This window comes from Massilia sp. UYP32 (genome assembly GCF_050434365.1).
Classification (GTDB): Bacteria; Pseudomonadota; Gammaproteobacteria; order Burkholderiales; family Burkholderiaceae_D; genus Telluria; species Telluria timonae.
This window is the reverse complement of record NZ_JBNDIK010000012.1, coordinates 82,980-105,144: the sequence shown is the minus strand read 5'-3', so window position 1 is coordinate 105,144 and position 22,165 is coordinate 82,980. Positions and strand designations below refer to the sequence as shown.

Sequence of the window (22,165 nt, the reverse complement as noted above, 5' to 3'; positions counted from 1 at the left end):
GACTAGTCGACCAGTCGCAGGCGTTCGGCCTTGCCGAACGCGGCGACACTCGACACGATGACCCGCTCGCCGGCAGCGATACCGTCGAGCAGTTCGATCTGGCTATTGCTGCGTCGGCCGACCCGGATCGGTCGCCGCACGGCGCTGCGGCCATCGCCCGCCACCACATAGGCATAGGCGCCGCCGCTGTCGTTGACGAAGGCGCTATTGGGCAACAGCAGGCCCTTGCTGGCCGCGCCGAGGGTGATGCGGGTATCGGCGCTCTGGCCTGGGCGCAGCGAACCGGGCTGCGCCTTGGCAAAGACCAGCTCCACGACGAAGCGGCCATCCTTGATCTGCGGGAATATGCGGCTGACTTCGACCAGATAGTTGCGCCCGTCGACTTCGACGCTGCCGCGGTGGCCGATGGCCACGCGCGTCAGGTAGAACTCGTCGACCTGGGCCGTGAGCTTGAAGCGCGCCGGGTCGTCGATGCGGCCGATGCGCTGGTCGGGCCGCACGGTTTCGCCCACCTGCAGGCGGAAGTCGGTCAGGCGGCCGGCCACCGGGGCACGCACGGCGAGCGCATTGACCGTGTTGCCGACCAGGGCCAGACCGGTTTCCAGGCCCGCGATCGCCTTTTGCATCTGGCGCACCACATCCTGCTTGATGGCCAGGTCGGTGCGCGCCGCGCTGTTGGCCTCGGCCAGCAGGTGGCGCTGCTGGGCCAGGCGGTCGGACGCTTCTTCGGCCTGGGCCGGCGACAGGAAGCCTTTGGCAGCCAGTTCGGCGGCGCGCTGGTGGTGCTTGCCCGCCTGCGCCGTTTCATAACTGAGTTCGGAGATGCGGCGCTGGTGGTCGGCGCGGCTCGTTTCGAGCGCGACCCGCATGCTTGCGAGGTTGGAAATCTGCTGGGCGTGCTCGGATTGGCGGGCCAGCAAGTCGAGGTGGCGCTGCGGGTTCGACAGGCGAAACAGCAGTTCGCCTTTGGTCACGACGAGGCCGTCGCGCGCGATCACTTCCTCGACCCGGCCCGATTCGGTCGAGTCGAGCATCACCGAGGTCAGCGATACCGCTTGGGCCCGCACCACCAGCTCGTCGCGAAACGCGCCGAGCTCGGCGGTGGCGATGTGCACGTCGGCGCGGGCCACTTCCAGCCCGCGCGGCCAGGCAAAGTAGCCAGCGATGGCGACACCGGCCAGCACGGCGGCGGCGAGTCCACGCCAGGGGAGGCGCCTGGCCGTGATGGGGGCATCCATGGCTGCCCCCGTTGCCGGGCCGGTACGGACAGGGTCGGGGTTCGGCTGGTTCATATCCTGCCCGCTGCGTTGTCCGGCTGGTGCACCTTGGATTCCCCTTGTCCTGAAGAGTGTTATTAGCTTAGCACGGCAATTCCTTTGGTTAGCAATAAATACTACTTTATTGTAGAAATAAAAAACTCTTCAACAGTGAATTGATGCATGCCACATATCTAACGTGTCGAATGCCACACTGTGGAGCCAACAAAAGGCCGCTTGTTATCGGCACGCTCCCGGTGAAGGGACGGACTGTGCGCTATTTGCCGTTGTAATCACACCTCATCCTCAAGGGATAAATTGCCGGTGGGAAACTGCTGTGATACAGTCGCCCCCGAGCGTGCGCCAGTCCGGTCGCACCACAGACCGACAGGATTCACGATGGCTTACCGAGGCGCCTGCGCACTCGCTGCCGGCTTGCTGCTCGCAGGCTGCGCCATGCCCTACAGCCCGGCCCCCGTGGCCAGCAATTTTCCCAGTACCCACCAGCTCAAGGTACAGGCCGCGGCCCATTGGGGCGTGATCGCGCGCCATATGGCCACCGAACTGGGACCGACCCTGAAGACGGCGCCGAGCCGCTCCCTGTACGTGCAGCCGCTGCAAGCGTCGACCTTCGGCGAGGGCGTGAAGACGCATCTGATCACGGCCCTGGTCAACGATGGCTTCGTGGTCGTCAAGCATCCGGCGCCGGGCGCCCTCAAGATCGAACTCGACACGCAAGTGGTCGCCTTCTCGGCCGACCGTCCGCAGTACCGCTACGCCGGCCTGCCGACCGCGCTGGCCAGCGGCGCCTGGGTCCTGACCAGCATCCAGCACAGCCCCGAGTGGCTCGTCACGGCCGGCATCTACGGCTACGACGCGCATCGCTGGTTCACCGCCCAGTTCGCGCCAGGCGACACGCCGAAGACCGAAATGATCGTGACCGTCTCGGTGGCGGACGAGCAGCGCTATTACGCGCGCAATACCTCGGTCTACTACACCAACGACGAAGACGTGTCGCTGTACGACGCCGCCCTGGCGGCGAAGCTGGCCCCACCGGCGCCGGCATCGAAGACCTTCGCGGTCAAGGACCATTGAGCCGACTATGCGCATATTGAAACTATCGGCGGCCGCGCTGGGCCTGGCCTTGCTGCTGGGCGGCTGCGCGCTGGTCGAGCAGCCCAACTACACCTCGGTGAGCGCGAACGATTTCGTCGCCGCCAACTATCGCGCGGCCGACGCGTTGCAGGCCCAGCTGGCCGGCAAGCTGGCCGGCGACCAGCCCCTGATCATGGCCACCCTCGTCAACATCGACGCGCTCGAGCGCAGCTCGATGCTGGGCCGCGTGGTGTCGGAGCAGATCGCCACCCGCCTGGCCCAGGGCGGCTTGCCGGTGCTGGAAATGAAGCTGCGCAACAGCGTCTACCTGAAGCGCAACCAGGGCGAGCTGATGCTCACCCGCGAGCTGGGCGAAGTGGCCGGCACGCACAATGCGCAGGCGGTGGTCGTGGGTTCGTATGCCGAGACGCGCGACACCATCTTCATCAACGTCAAGGTGATCCAGCCGACCACGAATCTGGTGCTGGCGGGACATGACTACGTGCTGGCGAAGCAGGGGACGATCCGTTCCATGCTGGTGCCGGACTAAACAAGACGACCCGTCGTACGATCTCCGGCAACTGGTTGCGCATCCAGCGCAGCGCGGCTTCTTCCAGCGGCTCTGGCGCCAGCGCCAGCGCAGCCATCCGCTCCAGCACATCCGCCCCGATCCCGTAGACGGCGCCCGTGCTCCCGATCGCGGACACGAAGCGCTGCGCCACCGGGCCGACCGGCCCGCCTTGCGCGCGATAGCGCTGCAACTCGCCCATCAGATGCAGGGCGAGGGCAGGCTGGTCCGCATCAGGCCGGGTTGCCGGCGGCATGCAGTTCGCGCACCAGCGTCTCCACCAGTTCCGCCGCCGGCATGGCCCGCGCGAGCGGCGCGCCTTGTCCGGCCCAGTGCGCCGCATATTCGTGGTTGCCCGCCTTTGCCGCCGCTGCGTGCAGCTGCTTGGCTGCGTCATAGGCGACCGGGTAGGCGGCCGGGACGCCGGACGCGCCGTGGGCGCTCAAGCGATTGACGATGCCGCGCGCCGGCCGTCCCGAGATCGCCGCGCTCAAGCTGGTGGTGGCGGCGGCTTCGCTCTGCAGCTTGGCGCGGTAGGCGTCGTTCGCCGCCGATTCCGGACTCAGGATGAAGGCGGTGCCGAGCTGCGCGCCGGCCGCGCCGAGGTCCAGCGCCGCCCTGATGCCGGCGCCATCCATGATGCCGCCGGCCGCGATCACCGGCAGCGTTGTCCGCTTGACCAGCAGGCGCACCAGCACCGCCATGCTCAGCCGTTCGTCGGTCGCCTCCGGATCGAACATGCCGCGGTGGCCGCCGGCTTCGATGCCTTGCGCCACGATCGCGTCCACTCCCGCCCGTTCGATGTTCAGCGCCTCAATCAGGTTGGTCGCGGTGGCCATGGTGCGGATGCCGGCCGCGCGCAGCGCCGCCAGGCGCTCGCCCGAGGGCAGGCCGAAGTGGAAGCTGACCACTTCCGGGCGCAGCGCGAGCAACATCCGGAAACTCTCTTCGTCATCGTTGAAAGTGCGATAGATTTCCTCGAGCGACGCTGGCAGGGCCGCGCCGGCTTCATCGAACAATGGCGCCAGGTGGGCCAGCCAGGCGGCTTCGACGCCGGCATCGCGCCTGGCGGGCGCATGGCAGAACAGATTGACATTGATCGGCTTGCCGGTCAGCGCCCGCGTCTCCTCGATCATCGCGCGCGCCTGGGCAGCCGTGCTCGCGCCGATTCCCAGTGAACCCAGTGCGCCCGCATTCGACACCGCCGCCGCCAGCCGCGGCGTCGACGTGCCTGCCATTGGCGCCTGGATGATCGGATACTGGATGGACAGCTGGCTGAAGAATGGGTGGGACGACTGCATGGCTGGCTCCCTTCGCGCTTGACTTGTATTCTCAAATCGAGAATGAAGTGATGGTATCATTCTGTTTTGAGAAAAGATATATGGAAACTGAATCTTTACGGATTTTTTGCGCCGTGGCCGCGGAACTCAGTGTGACGCAGGCCGCCGCGCGGCTCGGGCGGGCGCCGTCGAACGTGACGACACGCATCCAGCAACTGGAGGCAGACCTCGGCGCCGAGCTGCTGGTTCGCGTGGGTAAGCGTATCTCCTTGTCGACGGCGGGCGAGCAGTTTCTTGCCTATGCCGAGAGGCTGCTGGCGCTGGAAGACGAGGCGCGCCAGGTCGTGTCGGATGGCGCGTCGGGCGGCGTCCTGCGGATCGGCAGCATGGAAAGCACGGCGGCCAGCCGCCTCCCGGCTGTGCTCGCTGCCTTCCACGTCGACCATCCGGCGACGCAGCTGGTCTTGCGCACCGGCCCCTCGCGCCAGATCGTCGAGCAGGTGAGGGCCGGCGCGCTGGATTGCGCCTTCGCCGCTTTCCCGGACGATGGCGCAGACCTTGCCGAGATGGGTTTGCGGTCGATGCCGGTGTGGGCCGAGGAATTGTCATTGCTGCTTCCGCCCGGCGAGGCGGACGTCGACGACGCCCGGCAGGTGAGGGCGCGCTCGCTGGCCGCCTTCCCGCAGGGGTGCACCTACCGCAGCCTCGCCGAAGAGCGGCTGGGCATCGCCGGCGCCACCGCCTGGCGGGTGCAGGAAATGAACTCGTATCACGCGATGATCGCCTGCGTGGCTGCCGGCGCCTGCGTGACGGTGCTGCCGGCCAGCGTGCTGGCGCTGAGCGGGGCGCCGGCCGCGCTCAAGGCCTTGCCGCTGGGGCGCCTCGACACCTGCCTGGTCTGGCGCGACGGCTTCGCGACGCCGGCATTCCGTGCGTTCGCCGAGCGGCTGCGCGCGGCGTGAGGCGCCGGTGAAGTGCGGGCAAATGCGCGTACAATGTGTCGTTCCAGATACCTCATTTTCCCCATGCTGAAAGTCGACCTCCACTGCCATTCCACCGTCTCCGACGGCGTACTCGCTCCCTCCGACGTGGCGGCTTACGCGCGCAAGGGCGGGGTCGACGTGTGGGCGCTCACTGACCACGACGAGGTCGGCGGCATCAAGGCCGCGCGCAAGGCGGCGGGGGAGCTGGGCATGCGCTTCGTGGCCGGGGTCGAGATCTCGGTCACCTGGGCCAACGAGACCGTGCACGTGGTCGGCCTGCAGGTCGACGAAGACAATCCGGCCCTGGTCGCCGGCCTGGCCGCGACCCGCAACGGCCGCGAAAAGCGCGCGCGCGAGATGGCGGCCCAGCTGGAGCAGGCCGGCATTCCCGGCGCCTACGAGGGCGCGCTGCGCTACGTCGCCAATCCCGACCTGATGTCGCGCACCCATTTCGCGCGCTTCCTGTGCGAGATCGGCGTGTGCGACACCACTTCCGAAGTATTCCGCCGCTTCCTGACCGAAGGCCGGCCCGGCTATGTGCCGCACCGCTGGGCCACCCTGAGCGAGGCGATGGGCTGGATCCGCGGCGCCGGCGGCATTCCCGTGATCGCGCATCCGGGGCGTTACAAATTCAGCGCCACCGCCGAAGGCGTGCTGTTCGACGAGTTCCGCCAGCTGGGCGGCAAGACCATCGAAGTGGTCACCGGCAGCCACACGCCGGACCAGTACCAGACCTATGCCGAGGTAGCGCGGCGCTACGGCTTTTTGGCATCGCGCGGGACGGACTTCCATGCGCCGGGCGAGGCGCGGGTCGAGTTTGCCGAGCTGCCGCCTTTGCCGTCTGGCGTGACGCCGGTGTGGCACGACTGGTTCTGAAAGCCCCCGCACGCACCGTACCGTCAGGAAATGAAACAGGCATCTTCGCCTGGTGCGGCGGCACGGGCGCTGGCATGAACCGGTAGCGCCGGCTAACAGTAGTTCGCAGTCCAGCTCTTTGGCCAGTTGCTCGCGATATGGCGCTGCCAGACTTCTTCGGGCACCGCCAGGGACAGATAGTGTTCGCCTTCACGCCAGAGCAGGCGATACTCGTCCGCCAGCAACTGGGCGGCAGGCGCGATGGTGTCTCGGTGGAATTCCGGCAATGCCAGTGTGATGGCATCCAGTGTCTGGGTCGCGTCATCGCAGGCCAGCAGCAGGCGCCGCTCGAGGCCGTCGAAACACCGCGTGCATTCGGCGCCGAAGCGGCTGTCGTGCACGGTCAGCGCTTCGCCATCATCGACATAATAAAGATAGACATCCCGGTCGCGATGCTGTGCCTTCCAGTGGTCGACCTGCTCCACCAGCATCCGATAGAGCGTCCCGAGTTCTTGCGGGTATTCGAAGCCGCGGGCGAAATAATAGGCATAGTCGTCCAGCCGAAAGTCGTGTTCTTCCTGGAAGGCTTGGGAAAACATGACGTCATAGCAGCGATGATGGCGCGGCTTGCTCGACAGGCCGAAGCGCGCCGGGTCGGCTTGCAAGGGCGCGAAGCGGGTGACGATCGTTTCGGTGCGGCTGACTGGCGGCGTCAGGTGATAAAGCTTGGGCAATTGACGCAACATGGCGCGATACCACGCCGCCTGCTCGCCGGGCAAACCATACAGGATGTTGTAATTGATCTGAATCCCGTGCCGGTAGCCGGATTTGAGGGTCAGGACGTTGTGAATGCCGCGCACCCCCTTGTCCATCAGCTTGAGCACTTCGGACGAGAACGATTCGATGCCGGGTTGAAGCTCGACGAAGCCCGCTGCCGCGAAACGGCCCAGGCGCTCGTCGCTCTGGTTGGCCTTGATTTCTCCCATCAGGCGCAGCCGGGGGGAGGTCTGCGCCAGCCAATCGAGCATGTCGTGATAGTACTGGCGAGGAAGGATGTAATCCGAGAAACGATAAATGCGATCGCCATAACGTTGGCGCATGGCGTCGAGCATGGCCAGCACCTGCCCGGACGATTTGGCGCGATACCGCAGGCTGTCCTCGTCGATGCCGCAGAAGACGCAGTGCTTGTGCTGGCCCCACCAGCAACCGCGTGACGCCTCCACCGGCAACACCTTGCTGTGGACGGTGATGGATTCTTCGGACCGAAGGGCATCGAGGTCGGCGAACCAGTCGGTGTAGTCGGGCGGCGGATTGCGGTTCAGTTCAGCCGCCAGCCCTTTGGCGGCGGATGGGGGCACGATTCCCGGCCCGGCGCGCACCTGAATGCCGGGAATGCGGGCAAGGTCATCCTTCCCCACCGAAGCCCAGGCCAGGCGCGCGATTTGCGGTTCGCCGTCCCCGCGCGCCACGGCATCGATCCATGGGAAGCTGCGAAGCACGTTATCGCCAGGTATTCCTTCGAGCGCATAGCCACCCAGGATCACGGGCAGGTCGGGGCGCCGCATCTTGAGCAAGCGTGCCAGGGCAACCGAGGCGATGGTCTGGTCGAACATGCAGGTGAACCCCACCAGCGTGGGGTGCAAGGCCAGGATGTCGTCGGCGCACTCGGCCAGGTACTGGGGCATGACGTCGTCGCGCAGCCGGAGACAGAGATGCAGCAGCGCTTCGGTCGAGCGGTAGCGGTCTTGCTGGACCGTCGCCGCATGCACCGCGCAGCGCTCGGCAAGGCATGCGGCTTGCTCGTCGTCCAGTTCGCCGTCGAGTAATCCCGTGAACAGGAACTCATTGATGCCCCAGAACGTGGCCAGCATCGAACACGATTGCGCACTGACATACCGCAGCAATCGCAGGTTCAAGTGGCGAACCCGGCAGGCAATGCCCGCTCTGTCCAGCTCCGCTTTCAATGTCGCCAGGCCCAGGGAGGGCTCGGCGTAGGTAGCCCACGGCAGGCTGGCCAGCACGACCTTCGGCGCCGATGTCTCTATGCCCTACAGTCTCACCAGGCCGCGCTGGTCGATGACGAGTTCTTCCAGCGGATCGATGCCCTTGACGATCACGACGGTCACGGCCACGGCGACGGCCACGACGGCGATGTTCATCACCGTGCTTCCGGGTGGAAGCAATTGGTTGACGGTGACCAGCCGTTCGATGGCTTCTTTGGACAGCGGCAATTTCAGTTTCTCGGCCACTTCTTGCGGCGCTTCGAGCAGGCGATCGATATAGCGGCCGTCTTGCACCACCTTGTTGTAGAAGTCGAGTGCTTCCTGGGCGGTGCCGCGAGAGATGTCGAGGCGGTTGCCCACCAGCTGTTCGGTGTTGACATAGGCCGCTTCGAGCGCGGTCGTGGAACTGATGTATTTGTTCAGTGCCGGCCAGCGTCGGGAAAGTTCTTCACGGGCAAATAGCTGCTGCTTGAAGGCAATGCGATCAGTCGACTTGCAGTCCATGATTAGCCCCCGGAGTGACGTGATAAGGAGAGCCTAATGGACCGCTCGACGCACTTCAATACAGCGTATGCAGGAGAGAGTGCGACCTTGATTCCTCTCACAACGCCAACCGGCTCCAGGAACTTTCGCTCAGCGGAACACCAGTAATGCACTCGATGCCGCGCGCAGGACGATGTTGCGCCGCTGGCACGCGGGGACCGGTGCAGCGCCAGAAAAAGCTTGTACGCCACCGGTTATCGGCATAGGATACTCCAATTGGAGTATAAGAGGAGTATGTGGGGATGGCAAAGCGCGCACTTTCACAAGCAAGGCTGCCAGACAGCGACAAGGTCACCGTGAATGTCGGCCTGGTCGACCTGGCCCAGGTCGACCTGCTGGTCGATGAAGGTTTTTATTCCAATCGTACCGACCTCGTCCGCGCGGCAATTCGCAACCTGTTGCAGCAACATGCCGACGTGATCCGCCAGGCCGTCGTGCGCAAGCGCTACGTCATGGGCTTGCACCGTTATTCGCTGCGCGAACTCGAGCAGGTCGTGGCTCAGGGGGAGCAGCTTGAAATCAATGTGCTGGGTTTGGCCGTGATCGAAGACGACGTCCCGGTCGAGCTTGCCGTCCAGGCGATCGCCTCGATCCACGTGCTTGGCGCCTTCGTTGCCGCTCCGGCGGTCCGGCAAGCGCTGGCAGACCGCATTTACACCCGTTATGGGAGTTGACATGAAAAACCTCGATCGTTTTATCGGCCAGATGCTGGAATCGGCGCGCCTGGCGCGCGCCAAGGATGTGTCCGGAGCGACCGCCGTGATCCAGCAGGCGCTGGCGCAGGCGGGCCTCGCCACCCCGGAGGCGCACCCGTCGGCCAGCGCGTTTGCGCGCCAGCCGGAATTCGTCGACCTGAACCCGGCGCCCGACTGGAGCCGGCATACGACCGGGCGCTCCGTCCCGCCCCGGCCCGCTGCCCGCCAACCGGCGTCCAGGAAAACGGCGCCCGGCCGCTTCATCGCCGGCAGCCACGGCGGCGAAGCGGGCAGCCGCCGCTACAAGCTGTACATTCCCGCGAAACCGGCCGAGGGCCGCCGGCCGCTGGTCGTCATGCTGCACGGCTGCACGCAGAACCCGGACGACTTCGCGGTGGGCACCGGCATGAACGCGCTGGCCGAAGAGTTCGGCTTCCTGGTGCTGTACCCCGAGCAGGATGGCCGCGCCAACCGTTCCCACTGCTGGAACTGGTTCGAGCCGGGCCACCAGGCGCGCGACGCGGGCGAGCCCGGCATCCTCGCCGGCATGACGCGCCAGGTGGTGCGGGAATACGATGCCGAGCCGTCGCAGGTGTTCGTGGCCGGCATGTCGGCCGGCGGCGCGATGGCGGCGGTGCTCGGCGCCGAGTATCCGGAACTGTTCGCCGCGATCGGCGTCCATTCGGGCTTGCCGGCGGGCAGCGCGCGCGACATGATCACGGGCCTGCAAGCCATGAAGAAACCGGGCCGCGCGCGCAGCCTGCGCGAGGCGGTGCCGGTGATCGTCTTCCATGGCGACGCCGACCACGTGGTCGATCCGGGCAACGGCGAAGCGGTGCTGAAGCAGTTCGTCGGCGCCCACGCCGGCCTGCGCGCCACGCCGCTGCATGCGAGCGAAACGGCATCCACGCAGGGCGGACGCCGCGCTACCCAGCGCATCTGGCGCGACGAGGAGGGACGGGCGATGGCGGAACACTGGATCGTGCATGGCGCCGGCCACACCTGGGCGGGCGGCGATGCGGCCGGCTCGCACACCGATGCGCTCGGCCCCTGCGCCTCGCGCGAGATGCTGCGCTTCTTCCTGCAAAGATAATGCCCAGGCGCCACGGCCCGGTCCGCTAATGGCTGTGCCCTTGATTTTTCGCTGGTCCAGCCCAATCTTGGCATCCTGTCATGAACTCACTGGAGATGTCTGCCATGAAGCGTGTTGTTCTGTTCCTTGCCACCAACCTTGCCGTCGTGCTGGTGCTGACGCTGGTGATCAATCTGTTCGGCCTGGGCCGAGGTGTCTCGGCGCAGGGCATCAATGTCGGCGAACTGGCCGTGTTGTCGGTGGTGATCGGCTTCACCGGCGCCTTCATCTCGCTCCTGATGAGCAAACCGATGGCCAAGTGGTCGACCGGCGCGCGCGTCATCGAGCAGCCGGCCAACGCCACCGAGCAATGGCTGGTGCAGACCGTGCGCCGCCTGTCCGAGCGCGCCGGCATCGGCATGCCCGAAGTCGCCGTGTATGACGGCGAGCCGAACGCTTTCGCCACCGGCGCGTTTAAAAACTCGGCGCTGGTCGCCGTCTCCACTGGTTTGCTGCAGAGCATGAACCAGGACGAGGTCGAAGCCGTCCTCGGCCACGAGGTGGCCCACATCGCCAACGGCGACATGGTCACCCTGACCCTGATCCAGGGCGTGGTCAACACCTTCGTCGTGTTCCTCGCGCGTGTGGTCGGTTTCTTCGTCGACAAGGTATTGTTCCGCAAGGAGGGCGAGGGCCCCGGCATCGGTTATTACGCGAGTGTGTTCGTGCTCGAGATCCTGTTCGGCCTGCTGGCCTCGATCATCGTTGCCTGGTTCTCGCGCCAGCGCGAGTTCCGCGCCGACGCCGGCGCCGCCAAACTGATGGGCAGCCCGGTGCCGATGCAGCATGCGCTGGCCCGCCTGGGCGGCTTCGCGCCGGGCGCGCTGCCGAAGACGATGGCGGCGTCGGGCATTTCCGGCAGCGGCGGCGGCTGGGGCGCGCTGTTCTCGACCCACCCGCCGATGGAGCAGCGTATCGCCGCGCTCCAGCAACTGCGCTAATCAATCAAGGACGTTTAGATGGGCCAATATTTCCAGATCCACCCCGAGAATCCCCAGGCCCGCCTGATCAAGCAGGCGGCGCAGATCGTCAGCAGCGGCGGCATCGTCGCCCTGCCGACCGATTCCGCCTATGCGCTGGTATGCCGCCTGGACGACAAGGCGGCAGTCGACAAGCTGCGCCGCATCCGCGGCGTCGACGACAAGCACCACCTGACCCTGCTGGTGCGCGACCTGTCCGAGGTCGCGCAATATGCGCGCGTGGACAACTCACAATATCGCCTGCTCAAGGCCACGATGCCGGGTCCGTACACGGTGATTCTCGAGGCGACGCGCGAACTGCCGCGCCGGCTGTCGCACCCGTCGCGCAAGACCATCGGCCTGCGCGTGCCCGAGAACCGCATCACGCTGGCGTTGCTCGAAGAACTGGGCGAGCCGCTGATCGGCACCACCCTGCAGCTGCCGGGCGACGACCACATGCTGTCCGACCCGGAAGAAGTGCGCGAACGCCTGGAAAAGCAGATCGAGCTGATCATCGACGGCGGCGCCGGCTTGCTGGAGGCGACCACCATCATCGACCTCACCGGCCCTGAACCGGAGCTGGTGCGCGAAGGCAGGGGCGATCCGGCCGCTTTCGGCCTGTAAGGTAATGCTGGCTTAAGAATTCCACAGGACAAGTGCGTACCGCCCTCTGATAGAATCCCCCTTATGGATGAAACGATACGCAACATCGCCGTCTACGCGCTGCCCGTCCTTTTTGCGATTACCCTGCACGAAGCCGCCCACGCCTACGCTGCCAAATATTTCGGTGACAACACCGCCTATTCCCAGGGCCGCATGAGCCTGAATCCGCTGGTGCACGTCGACATCTGGGGCACCATCGTGATCCCCATCATGATGTACCTGTTCACGCCCTTCGTGTTCGGCTACGCCAAGCCGGTGCCGGTCGAGTTCGGCCGCCTGCGCAATCCGAAGCGCGACATGGCCTGGGTCGCACTGGCCGGCCCCATCGCCAACCTCATCATGGCCGCGCTGTGGCTGCTGTTCGCGGCGCTGCTGGTGTTCTTCGGCGTCAGCGAGGCGTTTCCGCGCCGCATGGCCGAAGCCGGCATCCTCACGAACCTGTTGATCATGGCCTTCAACCTGCTGCCGATCCCGCCGCTGGACGGCGGCCGGGTGCTGACCAGCATGCTGCCCAACAGCCTGGCCTGGAAATTCGCTCGCATCGAGCCCTACGGCTTCTTCATCGTGCTTGGCCTGGTGTTCCTGCAACTGGTGGGCTACTGGGTGGTGCCGGTGATGCAACTGGGCCGCTGGATCGTGGACATCATGGTCCTGCCGTTCACTTTCGTGCTGTTCTGACGCCATGCCAGTCGACGCGCCACGCGTGAACATGCAGACTCTGCCGCCGTCGCCGTGGGTGGAACGCTTCGTTTCCCTGGCGCCGCCGGGCGAGGCGCTCGACTTGGCGTGCGGCAATGGCCGCCACACGCGCCTCTTGGCGGCGCGCGGCCAGAAGGTGCTGGCGCTGGACCTCAAGCCCGAAGCGCTGGCCGCCAGCGCCGGCCACAACGTCACGACCATGGCCTATGACCTCGAGGCCGAGGGTTCGCCCTGGCCCTTCGAGGCGGGACGTTTCTCGGCGATCGTGGTCACCAATTACCTGCACCGGCCCTTGTTCGCGCAGCTCGCGGCCAGCCTGCGGCCGGACGGCATCCTGATCTACGAAACCTTTGCGCAAGGCAACCAGATCTACGGCAAGCCATCGAATCCCGCCTTCCTGCTGGCGCCCGGCGAGTTGCTGGGGCTGGCGCAAGACGGTGGATTGCAGGTGCTGGCCTACGAGGATGGCCATGTGGAACGGCCGCATCCGGCCCAGGTGCAGCGCCTGTGCGCGGCCGGTCCGGCATTTGCCAAAACCGAGGCCCGGCTCGACCATATTGTGGTCAGGAATGAACCATAGCGGCGGGCTATCCGCTACAATCAGATTTTTTATTGAATGGCACGGCCAAGATTATGATTAAGGGCAGTATCGTAGCACTCGTCACTCCGATGTTCGAAGACGGCAGTCTTGACCGCGATTCCTTGCGCAAGCTGATCGACTGGCACGTCGCGGAAGGCACGGACGCGATCGTCATCGTGGGCACGACGGGCGAATCCGCCACCGTGTCGCCGGAAGAGCATTGCGAACTCGTCAAGCTGGCCGTCGATCACGTCGCCGGCCGCATCCCGGTCATCGCAGGCACCGGCGGCAACTCGACCGCGGAAGCGATCGCGCTGACCCGCCATGCGAAGGAATGCGGCGCCGACGCCTCGCTGCAGGTCGTTCCCTATTACAACCGTCCGACGCAAGAGGGCATGTACCGCCATTTCCGCGCCATCGCGGAAAGCGTGGACCTGCCGATCATCCTGTACAACGTGCCGGGCCGTACCGTGGCCGACATGGCCAACGAGACCGTCGCGCGCCTGGCGCCGATCGAGAACATCGTCGGCATCAAGGACGCCACCGGCAATATCGGCCGCGGCATCGAGCTGCTCAAGATGGTCGACAAATCGTTCGCCGTCTATTCGGGCGATGATCCGAGCGCGATGACCCTGATGTTCTGCGGCGGCGCCGGCAATATCTCGGTGACGGCCAACGTCGCCCCGCGCGCGATGCATGAGCTGTGCGTGGCGGCGATGGCCGGCGACGTCGCCCGTGCGGTCGAGATCAACAACCGCGTGCTCGGCCTGCACGGCAAGCTGTTCGTCGAACCGAACCCGGTGCCGGTAAAGTGGGCGCTGGCCGACATGGGCAAGATGCCGGCCGGCCTGCGCCTGCCGCTCGCGCCGCTGTCCGCCCAGTACCACGAGACCGTGCGCGCCGCCCTGGTGGAAGCCGGCGTTCATTCCTAATCCCGGGCCCGCAAGGGTTCGGGTTCCTGACCTGATATCGAACGACATGACTAAAAGCAAGTACTCGGGATTCAACTCCGCGCGTTCCAACTTCTCGCCCCTGGTTTCCGCTCCTGCTGCCGCGCGCGTGCTGACGCTGACCGCGCTCGCTTTCAGCCTGGCGGCCTGCACCACCATCTTCGAAGGCGACAAGGTCGACTACAAGGGCGCCAAGAAAGCCGCGCCGCTGGACGTGCCGCCCGATCTGACCAAGCTGCAGCGCGACAACCGCTACGCCATCCCTGACGGCCGTGGCGTCGCCACCGCATCCGGCCAGGCGGCCGCTGCCGCCGGCACGGGCGGCGGCTTCGTGCCTGGCGCCGTGGCGAGCAACCAGCAGATCGGCCCGATCTCGACCGACGCCGTCAGCGTGCAGCGCAACGGCGACCAGCGCTGGCTGGTGGTCAAGCAGACCCCGGAACAACTGTGGCCGCAGCTGCGCCAGTTCTGGGAAGAGCAGGGCTTCGCCATCGAGACCGAGTCGTCCACGACCGGCACCATGGAAACCGCCTGGGTCGAGAACCGTTCGAAGATCCCGCAAGACTTCATCCGTAACGCCATCGGCCGCGTGTTCGACCGCGCCTACTCGACTGGCGAGCGCGACAAGTTCCGCACCCGCCTCGAGCGCCTGCCGGACGGCTCGACCGAGGTCTGGGTCAGCCACCGCGGCGCCGAGGAAGTCCTGACCGGCCCGCAGAACGAAACCACCACCTGGACTTCGCGCCCGAACGATCCGGGCCTGGAATCGCAATTCCTGGGCCGCATGGTCGCGATGCTGACCGGCAGCAAGGAAGTGGCGACGGCCGAAGCGACGGTCGCCAACGCACCGGTGGCGCCGCAGCACGCCAAGCTGGTGGGCGACACGGTCGAGGTCGACGAAGGCTTCGACCGCGCCTGGCGCCGCGTCGGCCTGGCGCTCGACCGCGTTGGCTTCACCGTCGAAGACCGCGATCGCGTGCAGGGCATCTACTTCGTGCGCTACGTCGATCCGGACGCGGCCGAGCAGAAGGAAGGCTTCTTCAAGCGCCTGTTCTCGTGGGGCGGCAAGTCGGAAGACGAGCTCAAGGAAGCCCAGCGCTACCGCGTGCTGGTCAAGACCGAGCAGGGCGCTAACGTCAGCAAGGTCACGGTGCAGAACAACGAAGGCCAGGCGGATACCTCGCCGACCGCGGGCAAGATCCTGAACCTGCTGCATACCGAGCTGAAGTAACCTTCTCCTCGTGCATGAAAAAACCGGCCTGCGTGGCCGGTTTTTTCATGGGGCGACCTGATATCGCCCCCGTCGTGATATCGACAGGCGAAAAAAAACCGGTCCGCAGACCGGTTCTTCTTACCGAAGTAACGAATTACTTGGTGGTAGCAGCAGCGTCAGCAGCCTGGTCAGCCGAGGTCTGAGCAGCAGCAGCAGCGTCGGTTGCGGTGGTTGCAGCAGCAGCAGCGTCAGCGGCAGCAGCGTCAGCAGCAGCTGGTGCGGTTGCGTCAGCAGCTGGGGTTGCGGTTGCGTCAGCTGGTGCAGCAGCTGCTGGGGTTTCGGTAGCAGCTGGTGCGACTGGCGCTTCTTCTTTCTTAGCGCAAGCAGCCAGGGTCACAGCGAACAGGGAGGCGATCAGCAGGGTTTTTTTCATGATTTTTCCTTAGTATTTACAAGAGTCGAACACTTGTTGCGATTAATAATTACCGGTAATTATTTCTCTGTGGAATTCTCGTGCCTTCACAAATAGCGTTAACGCCATAGACGCAACGGAACCTTCCTGATTGATATTATAGACAATTTTACTGTTTCGCAATAGCGAACACATGCCGTAGCGAAAGAAATTTGCGGGCGAATAAGCTTCATATTGTTACAAGATGCAACGTGGCTAAGAAACACGGCAATATGTAACTATGTGGCGTTTTTCAGTCAGCGATTGAGGCTGCTCATAAGCCAGTAGTGGACGTTTGCAATACGAGATGTGACTCTTGCCAGATCGCCTCGAAGCGGTGTTGAGACAGTTCGCAGGCGGCAGGATGGGCGAAGGCCGCTTCGCCACGCATGTGGTCGCTGTGGAAGCGGCGTACGATGTGCCGCTCATCGCCGATACAGAAGGAATCGGTGAGCTGGCGCAGGCTGCGTGGCGTTTGCCGGCACTCGCACAGGTGGCTGTAGTCGCGTAGCAGGCGCAAGAAGCGCGGATAGTGGAGCTCGACGTGGGAGGGATCGTGCAGCGCCAGGCGCAGCCGGCCGCCGCGGGCAAGAAAGGCCCGCAGCGCGGTATCGGTCCTGGTGCTGCCGAGTGGAAAGACCGCGGCATCCGGATCGACAACGACCAGGGTGGCCTGTGCCGCTTCGATGCAAGCGAGAAAGTGCGTCTCGCAGTCGAGACGGGTGTCGAAGGCAATCGTGCGTGGTTCGCTCACCGACACCTCGTCCTTCAGCCCAGCTCGACCCAGCCGTCCTGATACCAGGTGTACAGGGCTTCGAGCACGTCGTCGGTGGCCTTGTCCAGCACGGCGCCATCAATGCGGCGCTCGTTGGCCAGCACGTCCAGCACCACCTTGTCGGCGCGGCCGACGGCGAACGATTCGCCGTTGATGAAGACATGCTTGCCGCGGTACAGCATCAGGGACTTGCTGGACAGCTTGATGCCGCGCTTGGCGGCGCTTTCCATGAAGCGGCCCACGGTCAGCGGTTTCGCCGGACCGGTGAAGAACACATTGTGCTTCGGCTCGGACATGGTTTCGCCCAGGAAGACGGTCACGTCTTCCTGGTCCCAGCGCACCTTGTTCAATTCTTCGGTGACGGTGTCGAGCATATCGCGCGGAATCTCGGCCGGATTCTTGGCTGGTTTCAATTCCGGATCGCCATAACGGCCCGGCAAATCGATGGAATCGGCCATGAATTGCAGGAAGGCTTCGCCCAGTTCCTGGAACGAAGGCGAGCGGAAACCGATCGAATACGTCATGCATTCGCCTTCGGCAATGCCGTCGTGGGCATAATGCGGCGGCAGGTACAGCATATCGCCCGGCTCGAGCACGAATTCTTCTTCGGGCTTGAAATTGGCCAGGATCTTGAGCGGCAAGCCTTCGACCAGGGTCAGGTCTTGCTGCGAACCGATCTTCCAGCGGCGCTTGCCGTGGGCCTGCAGAAGGAATACGTCATACGAGTCATAGTGGGGACCGACGCCGGCGCCGTCGGTGGCGAAGCTGACCATCAGGTCGTCCAGGCGGGCATCGGGCACGAAGCGGAACTGGCGCAGCAGCTCGTCGGCGCGCTCGTCGTAGAGGTTCACGCCCTGGACCAGCATCGTCCAGTTCGGTTCGGTGCGCGCAGGGAGCTCGGCCAGGGGACCGTGCTGCATGTCCCAGTTGCCGTCCTTCTGGGTGACCAGGCGCGATTCGACGTGATTCTGGCGCGCCATCTCGGCCAGCTTTTCGAATTTGAGCAGGGGCTTGAAGCCGGGGATGGCGCCACGGATCAGAAGCGGTTTCTTGTGCCAATAATCGCGCAGAAACTCGGCGGGAGTGATATTCCCGAGAAGCGGTAATTTTTTCATGCGTCATTATAACCAGCCGGACAAGTCACGGAACCCATCGGGGGTATAATCCGAGCCTTACAACGAAAGGATGTGCGATGAAGATTGCCAAAGACACGGTCGTGACGGTTAACTACAAGCTGTCGGATGCCCAGAACAACCTGATCGAAGAAGGCGTGCAGCCGATGGTTTACCTGCACGGCGGCTACGAAAACACCCTGCCAAAGATCGAAGAAGAGCTCGACGGCAAGGAAGTCGGTTATTCGTCGACGATCCAGGTGGAACCGGACGATGCGTTTGGCGACTACGAGCCAGAGCTGGTCAAGGTCGAAGACCGCGCGCGCCTGCCGGAGCCGATCGAAGTCGGCATGCAGTTCGAAGGCGTGGCCGAAGGCGGCGACGACGAGCCGGTGATCTTCACCGTGACCGAGATCGCCGAAGACAAGGTGGTCCTGGACGGCAACCACCCGCTGGCCGGCATGGCGCTGCGCTTCGAGCTGTCGGTGATCGACGTGCGCGCGGCCACCGCCGAGGAAATCCAGCACGGCCACGTGCATGGCGCCGGCGGTCATCATCACGAGATGGATGACAGCGAAGAAGGCGACCACTTCCGTAGCCAGCCGCTGCAGTAATCACGGATACGTTCGCGGTCCCTGCGTCATGCAGGGCCGCGGATGCTCATTGCTTCGCGTCTTCGACCGCGAACGTCGCTTCTTTTCCGAACTTCACGTTCACCTCGACCGCCTTCGTCCCCACCGACAGCTGTCCCAGGTTGTCCTTCCACTCGATCCCGGGCTTCTTGCCGTGCGGCGTGCCGCTGTCGACCAGCAGCACCTTGCCCTCGAACTTGACCGCACGCGCTTGCACCTGGCGTCGCACCGCCTCGAACCCGTCCTTCTCCACCGGATCGCGCCGCAGCAGACCACGTAGTCCCGCCGGCTGGTCCAGATAGAACGGCCGCACCGCGCCTTCCGAAAACAGCACCAGCGCCTCGGCCTTGTCGCTGCGCGCGATCGCGAACAGGCGGTTCAGCCAGAAGCGGTTGGCGACCGTCCGGTCTTCGTACTCGCTGTTGCGGCCGGCCGCCTCCAGGTAGTGGTTATTGTTGGCCGGGAGATTGATGGTGGCGTACAGCACCTTGCCTACCTTCCAGTGCGCATTCTCGGCGTAGCTGCGAAAACGCGGGCTGGCCGACAACTGGGTGAGGTGGATCTTCACGCGGCCCAGCGACTCCGGCTCGCCGTGGAACAGTTCGCGCAGGCGATTGAGGCGCTCGATCGCATTGGTGCGGTTGGCCGAGTTGCGGCAGGCGGTCCAGTCGCTGCCGGCCAGCGACACGATGGTCGGCCGCCGGGCGCGCTCGATGATGTCGCGCCGCTGCTGATACAGCCGGTCGCCGCAGCTTTCCTTCTCGCCCTTGATGCCGTTGATGACGACGAAGGCCAGCGATTTTTCGGACGAATCGGCCAGCGTCTGTTTCAGGCGCGCCTCGCCGTCGTCGTCGCCCTGGCTGCCTGCGCTGTTGCCGATCACCGCGAACCGGTGCGCGCTGTTGTCTGCCTTGTCCACCTTGTCCCTGGCGCCGGCGAGCGACGTGAAGGACAGGAGGGCTGCCAGCAGCAGTGATCGGCGCCGTGCTTGCATCAGGCGGCGAGGCGCTTGAGCTCGTAGAGACGTTCGAGCGCTTCGCGCGGCGTGAGCGCGTCCGGATCGATCGCGTCGAGCGCGTCGCGCAGGCCGTCGTCTTGTGGTTCCGCCGCAAGCGCCGGCGCCGGCGCCTCGCCGATCTCTTCCTCGGCAACTGGCGCCGCGAAAAGGTCGAGCTGCGGCGTCGCATCCAGCGCCTGCGCTTCGAGGCGCGCCAGGTGCTTGCGCGCGGCCTTGATCACCGGTTGCGGCACGCCCGCCAGCTGCGCCACCTGCAGGCCGTAGCTCTGCGAGGCGGGGCCGTCCTGCACCGCGTGCAGGAACACGATGCTGTCCTTGTGCTCGACCGCCGACAGGTGCACGTTGGCGGCGCTCGGATAGGTCTCGGGCAGCTGGGTCAGCTCGAAGTAGTGGGTCGCGAACAGCGTGAAGCTGCGGCTGGTGTCGATCAGGTGGCGCGCGATCGCCCAGGCCAGCGCCAGGCCGTCGAAGGTCGAGGTGCCGCGGCCGACTTCGTCCATCAGCACCAGCGAGTGCTCGGTGGCGCCGTTCAGGATCGCGGCCGATTCGGTCATCTCGACCATGAAGGTCGAGCGGCCGTTGGCCAGGTCGTCGCTGGCGCCGATGCGGGTGAAGATGCGGTCGATCGGGCCGATCGTGGCACTGGTGGCCGGCACGTAGCTGCCGACGTAGGCCAGCAGGGTGATCAGGGCCACCTGGCGCATGAAGGTCGATTTACCGCCCATGTTCGGGCCGGTGATCAACAGCAGGCGCCTGTCGTTGGACAGCTTGCAGTCGTTGGCGATGAAGCGCTCGATCTGGTTTTCCACCACCGGATGGCGGCCTTCGACGATGGTGAGGCACGGCGCGTCGCTCAGGACCGGCGCGCACCAGTTATGGCGCAGCGCGTGGCTCGACAGGGCCACCAGCACGTCGACCTGGGCCAGCGCGCGCGCGATGGTCTGTAGAACGCCGATGTGCGGCGCCAGGTCGGCCAGCAGCTGGTCGTACAGGATTTTTTCGCGCGCCAGCGCGCGGTCTTGCGCCGACAGGGCCTTGTCTTCGAAGGCCTTCAGTTCGGGCGTGATGTAGCGTTCGCAGTTCTTGAGGGTCTGGCGGCGGCGGTAGTCGTCCGGCACCTTGTCGGCCTGGCCGTTGGTGACTTCGATGTAGAAGCCGTGCACCTTGTTGTACTCGACCCGCAGGTTGGCGATGCCGGTGCGGGCGCGCTCGCGCGTCTCGAGGTCGACCAGGAACTGGCCGGCGTTCTCGGACAGCGCGCGCAGTTCATCGAGTTCGGCGTCGAAGCCGCGCGCGAACACGCCGCCGTCGCGCACCATCGCGGCGGGTTCCTCCATCACGGCCCGCGTGAGCAGGTCGACGCATTCGCCCGGCGTGGCCAGGTCGTCGTGGATCTCGCGCAGCAGGCAGGTGTCGCCTGGGACGAAGCAGCGCGCCACCTGTTCGCGCACCACCGGCAGGGCTTTCAGTCCATCGCGCAGGGCGGCCAGGTCGCGCGGGCGCGCGGTGAGCAGCGCCACGCGCGTCGTGATGCGTTCGATGTCCGGCACCTGGGCCAGGGTCGACGACAGCGCATCAATGGCCTCGGCCTGGATCAGCGCTGCGATCGACTGGTGGCGGCTGCGCGCCACGGATTGGTCGCGGCGCGCATGGTGCAGCCAGTGGCGCAGCAGGCGCGAGCCCATCGCGGTGCGGCAGCCGTCCAGCAGCGAGAACAGCGTCGGCGACTCCTGGCCGCGGATGGTCTCGGTGAGTTCCAGGTTGCGGCGGGTGGCGGCGTCCAGGCCGATGTATTCATTCTCGGTTTCGCAGGCGAGGCCGCGCACGTGCTGCAGGCCGCGGCCTTGCGTCGATTGCGCATAGCGCAGCAGCGCGCCGGCCGCGCCGAAGGCGGCGCCCATGCCGTCGGCGCCGAAGCCGGTGAGGGTGGCCACGCCCAGTTGCTCGAGCAGGGCGCCGTGGCCCTTGAGCACGTCGAAATGCCATTCGGGCACACGCTGGAGGTGGGCATTGGAACCATCAGTCTCGAACATGTCGGCGCAATCGGCGCGCAGTATCTCGGCCGGCGAGATGCGTTCGAGTTCGTGCGCCAGGCGCTGTTCGACGGCGCGCGCGTCGCCCGAGAATTCCATCAGGCGCAGGTTGCCGCTGGCGAGCGACAGCCAGGCGAGACCTGCGGTGACGGTCTTGCGTTGGTTGATCAGGCACAGCGCCAGCAGCGGGCGTTCGGCCTTTTCGGGCAGCAGGTCGGAATCGGTCAGGGTGCCGGGGGTGACCACGCGCACCACCTTGCGTTCGACCGGACCCTTCGACAGGGCCGGGTCGCCGATCTGCTCGCAGATGGCGCAGGATTCGCCCAGCTTGACCAGCTTGGCCAGGTAGCCGTCCAGCGAATGGAAGGGCACGCCGGCCATCTTGATCGGCTGGTCGCCCGACTTGCCGCGCGCGGTGAGGGTGATGCCCAGCACGCGCGAGGCTTTCTCGGCGTCGTCGAAGAACAGCTCGTAGAAGTCGCCCATGCGGTAGAACACCAGCATGGTCGGATAATTTGCCTTGATGCTCATGTATTGCTGCATCATCGGCGTGAGCTGACTTTTCAAAACTGCGCTCATCGTTTCCAGTTCCTGTTGTAGCTAATATCCATATATTTCAACGACTTGCGCAAAATTCGATTCCTTGGTTTGCCCTAAGTTGCCTCTATTT

22 protein-coding genes are annotated in these 22,165 nt (G+C 65.2%); 13 read left to right on the top strand and 9 right to left on the bottom strand.

The genetic code is table 11. From position 1 onward, the window contains the following. Positions 1-2: 2 nt before the first annotated feature. On the bottom strand, positions 3-1,292 hold the full coding sequence (locus ABIB42_RS11385) for an efflux RND transporter periplasmic adaptor subunit (protein WP_429248375.1): 1,290 nt from the start codon (positions 1,290-1,292) through the stop codon (positions 3-5). A 363-nt stretch (positions 1,293-1,655) separates the two neighbouring features. On the opposite strand from ABIB42_RS11385, the gene ABIB42_RS11380 reads away from it, so the two are divergent. Together ABIB42_RS11380 and ABIB42_RS11375 are read left to right on the top strand one after the other, a co-directional pair. Continuing rightward, a complete protein-coding gene (locus ABIB42_RS11380; protein ID WP_005662795.1) occupies positions 1,656-2,351 on the top strand; it encodes a hypothetical protein in 696 nt (231 codons plus the stop codon). A 7-nt stretch (positions 2,352-2,358) separates the two neighbouring features. Next, positions 2,359-2,901 carry a FlgO family outer membrane protein gene (locus tag ABIB42_RS11375; RefSeq protein WP_429248374.1) on the top strand — a complete coding sequence of 181 codons (543 nt, stop codon included), beginning with the start codon at positions 2,359-2,361 and terminating at the stop codon, positions 2,899-2,901. 251 nt (positions 2,902-3,152) lie between these two features. Here the strand turns inward: ABIB42_RS11375 and ABIB42_RS11370 are convergent, their stop codons facing one another. Then, the gene (locus ABIB42_RS11370; protein WP_429248373.1) at positions 3,153-4,220 is read right to left on the bottom strand and encodes an NAD(P)H-dependent flavin oxidoreductase; all 1,068 of its coding nucleotides are present in this window, start codon (positions 4,218-4,220) and stop codon (positions 3,153-3,155) included. Between the two features lie 80 nt (positions 4,221-4,300). Between ABIB42_RS11370 and ABIB42_RS11365 the strand changes: the two genes are divergently transcribed. Further along, entirely contained in the window at positions 4,301-5,161 is an 861-nt protein-coding gene (locus ABIB42_RS11365; RefSeq protein WP_040774817.1) for a LysR substrate-binding domain-containing protein, read from the top strand. 63 nt (positions 5,162-5,224) lie between these two features. Next, on the top strand, positions 5,225-6,058 hold the full coding sequence (locus ABIB42_RS11360) for a 3',5'-nucleoside bisphosphate phosphatase (RefSeq protein ID WP_005662789.1): 834 nt from the start codon (positions 5,225-5,227) through the stop codon (positions 6,056-6,058). 92 nt (positions 6,059-6,150) lie between these two features. On the opposite strand, the gene ABIB42_RS11355 is transcribed toward ABIB42_RS11360, so the two are convergent. Continuing rightward, on the bottom strand, positions 6,151-8,058 hold the full coding sequence (locus tag ABIB42_RS11355; protein ID WP_429248372.1) for a RiPP maturation radical SAM C-methyltransferase: 1,908 nt from the start codon (positions 8,056-8,058) through the stop codon (positions 6,151-6,153). Between the two features lie 27 nt (positions 8,059-8,085). Then, positions 8,086-8,544 (bottom strand): hypothetical protein, encoded by a 459-nt coding sequence (locus ABIB42_RS11350; RefSeq protein ID WP_005662786.1) that lies wholly within the window; start codon positions 8,542-8,544, stop codon positions 8,086-8,088. A gap of 281 nt (positions 8,545-8,825) precedes the next feature. On the opposite strand from ABIB42_RS11350, the gene ABIB42_RS11345 reads away from it, so the two are divergent. The 8 genes from ABIB42_RS11345 (at position 8,826) to bamC (ending at position 15,492) form a co-directional block, all read left to right on the top strand. Beyond that, positions 8,826-9,257: a hypothetical protein gene (locus ABIB42_RS11345; protein WP_005662784.1), complete on the top strand. Its 432-nt coding sequence runs from the start codon at positions 8,826-8,828 to the stop codon at positions 9,255-9,257. 1 nt (position 9,258) lies between these two features. After that, entirely contained in the window at positions 9,259-10,371 is a 1,113-nt protein-coding gene (locus ABIB42_RS11340) for an extracellular catalytic domain type 1 short-chain-length polyhydroxyalkanoate depolymerase (RefSeq protein WP_429248371.1), read from the top strand. A 104-nt stretch (positions 10,372-10,475) separates the two neighbouring features. Continuing rightward, positions 10,476-11,351: a protease HtpX gene (gene htpX / locus ABIB42_RS11335; RefSeq protein WP_005662780.1), complete on the top strand. Its 876-nt coding sequence runs from the start codon at positions 10,476-10,478 to the stop codon at positions 11,349-11,351. An 18-nt stretch (positions 11,352-11,369) separates the two neighbouring features. Next, entirely contained in the window at positions 11,370-11,993 is a 624-nt protein-coding gene (locus ABIB42_RS11330; protein ID WP_429248370.1) for an L-threonylcarbamoyladenylate synthase, read from the top strand. Between the two features lie 63 nt (positions 11,994-12,056). After that, positions 12,057-12,710 (top strand): site-2 protease family protein, encoded by a 654-nt coding sequence (locus ABIB42_RS11325; RefSeq protein WP_429248369.1) that lies wholly within the window; start codon positions 12,057-12,059, stop codon positions 12,708-12,710. 31 nt (positions 12,711-12,741) lie between these two features. Next, entirely contained in the window at positions 12,742-13,311 is a 570-nt protein-coding gene (locus tag ABIB42_RS11320; RefSeq protein ID WP_429248394.1) for a class I SAM-dependent methyltransferase, read from the top strand. 53 nt (positions 13,312-13,364) lie between these two features. After that, positions 13,365-14,243 carry a 4-hydroxy-tetrahydrodipicolinate synthase gene (gene dapA, locus ABIB42_RS11315; protein ID WP_005662772.1) on the top strand — a complete coding sequence of 293 codons (879 nt, stop codon included), beginning with the start codon at positions 13,365-13,367 and terminating at the stop codon, positions 14,241-14,243. 46 nt (positions 14,244-14,289) lie between these two features. Then, complete coding sequence (bamC, locus tag ABIB42_RS11310) at positions 14,290-15,492, top strand: outer membrane protein assembly factor BamC (protein WP_005662770.1); 1,203 nt, start codon at positions 14,290-14,292, stop codon at positions 15,490-15,492. Positions 15,493-15,628: 136 nt separating this feature from the next. Here bamC and ABIB42_RS11305 read toward each other — a convergent pair whose 3' ends face one another. The 3 genes from ABIB42_RS11305 to ABIB42_RS11295 all read right to left on the bottom strand — a co-directional run bounded on the left by ABIB42_RS11305 (position 15,629) and on the right by ABIB42_RS11295 (position 17,815). Beyond that, positions 15,629-15,907, bottom strand: coding sequence for a hypothetical protein (locus tag ABIB42_RS11305; protein ID WP_081589823.1), 279 nt, complete (start codon positions 15,905-15,907; stop codon positions 15,629-15,631). 292 nt (positions 15,908-16,199) lie between these two features. Then, positions 16,200-16,679, bottom strand: coding sequence for a hypothetical protein (locus ABIB42_RS11300; RefSeq protein ID WP_184239260.1), 480 nt, complete (start codon positions 16,677-16,679; stop codon positions 16,200-16,202). A 14-nt stretch (positions 16,680-16,693) separates the two neighbouring features. Continuing rightward, positions 16,694-17,815 (bottom strand): cupin domain-containing protein, encoded by a 1,122-nt coding sequence (locus ABIB42_RS11295; RefSeq protein WP_005662766.1) that lies wholly within the window; start codon positions 17,813-17,815, stop codon positions 16,694-16,696. A gap of 77 nt (positions 17,816-17,892) precedes the next feature. On the opposite strand from ABIB42_RS11295, the gene ABIB42_RS11290 reads away from it, so the two are divergent. Further along, positions 17,893-18,426, top strand: coding sequence for an FKBP-type peptidyl-prolyl cis-trans isomerase (locus ABIB42_RS11290; RefSeq protein WP_005662765.1), 534 nt, complete (start codon positions 17,893-17,895; stop codon positions 18,424-18,426). A 46-nt stretch (positions 18,427-18,472) separates the two neighbouring features. On the opposite strand, the gene ABIB42_RS11285 is transcribed toward ABIB42_RS11290, so the two are convergent. Both ABIB42_RS11285 and mutS read right to left on the bottom strand, forming a co-directional pair. Then, positions 18,473-19,438, bottom strand: coding sequence for a hypothetical protein (locus ABIB42_RS11285; RefSeq protein ID WP_005662764.1), 966 nt, complete (start codon positions 19,436-19,438; stop codon positions 18,473-18,475). Continuing rightward, on the bottom strand, positions 19,438-22,074 hold the full coding sequence (gene mutS, locus ABIB42_RS11280; protein WP_429248368.1) for a DNA mismatch repair protein MutS: 2,637 nt from the start codon (positions 22,072-22,074) through the stop codon (positions 19,438-19,440). The genes ABIB42_RS11285 and mutS overlap by 1 nt, the downstream gene beginning before the upstream one ends. Between the last annotated feature and the right edge of the window lie 91 nt (positions 22,075-22,165).